Source organism: Pseudokineococcus marinus, assembly GCF_013004605.1.
Classification (GTDB): Bacteria; Actinomycetota; Actinomycetes; order Actinomycetales; family Quadrisphaeraceae; genus Pseudokineococcus; species Pseudokineococcus marinus.
On sequence record NZ_JABEMA010000531.1, the window covers coordinates 1 to 1,323 of the forward strand.

The 1,323-nt window shown below is 77.8% G+C and carries 1 protein-coding gene; it reads right to left on the minus strand.

Translation table 11 applies throughout. The annotated features are described in order from the left end of the window. On the minus strand, positions 1-1,128 hold a 1,128-nt coding region (locus HLB09_RS17255; protein WP_171204512.1), incomplete at its 3' end, for a ferrochelatase. Positions 1,129-1,323 lie beyond the last annotated feature (195 nt).

Sequence of the window (1,323 nt, forward strand, 5' to 3'; positions counted from 1 at the left end):
CCCGCGGTCGCGCAGGTTGGGGCAGCACCCGACCGGGCAGACGTCGTGGGAGGGGCCCACCGAGCCGCTCGAGGGCCGAGGCGGCGCCTCCTGCTCGCCGGCGGCGGCCCGCTCGACCGCGGCGCGCTCGACGACGAGGTCGACGAGGCCCGCGACGAAGGCGGGGTCGACGCCCGCGGTGGCCGCGCGCTCCATCGGCAGGCCCAGGCGGTCCGCGGTCTCCCGCGCCTCGGTGTCGAGGTCGTACACGACCTCCATGTGGTCGCTGACGAAGCCGATGGGCGCGACGACGACGCCGGGGACGCCGCGGGCGGCGAGCTCCTCGAGGTGGTCGTTGACGTCGGGCTCGGTCCACGGCTGGCTCGGCGGGCCGCTGCGCGAGCAGTAGACGAGGGTCGACGGCAGCGCCGCACCGCCGGCGCGCGACCGGACGACGTCGGCCACCACGGCGGCCACGTCCTCGTGCTGGCGCACGTAAGCACCCCCCTCGGGCCCGGCGGTGTCCGCCATGGCCGTGGGGATCGAGTGCGTCACGAAGACGAGCTCGGCGCCCTCGCGCGCGCCCTCGGGCAGCCGCTGCCACGCGGCGGCGACGGCGTCGGCGTTCGCCGCGACGAAGCCGGGGGCGTCGAAGTAGTGCCGGATCTTGTCGACCTGCAGGTCGCGCCCCTCGGCCGCGAGGTCCACGAGCGCGCCCGCGAGGTCCTCGCGGTACTGGCGGCAGCCCGAGTACGACGCGTAGGCGCTCGTCGCGACGACGAGGACCCGGCGCGCGCCGCCCTCGTGCAGCTCGCGGAGCGCGTCGGTCACGAAGGGCGCCCAGTTGCGGTTGCCCCACGCCACGGGGACGTCCAGCCGGCGGGCGGCGAGCTCCGCCCGCAGCGCCGCGAGGAGCTCGCGGTTCTGGTCGTTGATGGGGCTGCGCCCCCCGAAGTGGTGGTAGTGCTCGGCGACGGCCTCGAGGCGCTCGTCGGGGATGCCGCGCCCGGCCGTGACGTTGCGCAGGAACGGCATGACGTCCTCGTGCTGCTCGGGACCGCCGAAGGAGAGCAGCAGCACCCCGTCGTAGGGGGCGAGCGAGGAGGACGGCGCGGCGGGACCGGTGGGGAGGCTCTCGGCAGACGGCACGCGCCCATCGTGCCCGGTGGGGCCCGACCTCCGCGCGCGGGCCGACGTCCGCCCGGCTCGAGCCTCGCGGCACGGACGGGCGCTCCCGCCGCCCCGCCGCCCGACCTGCGGCTCGACCCGCCGCTGGGCCTCGCCCACGCGCGGGCGCCGGGGTGGCAGGCTGCCCGGCGACGTCGGCGAGGAGCGCCGACCGGC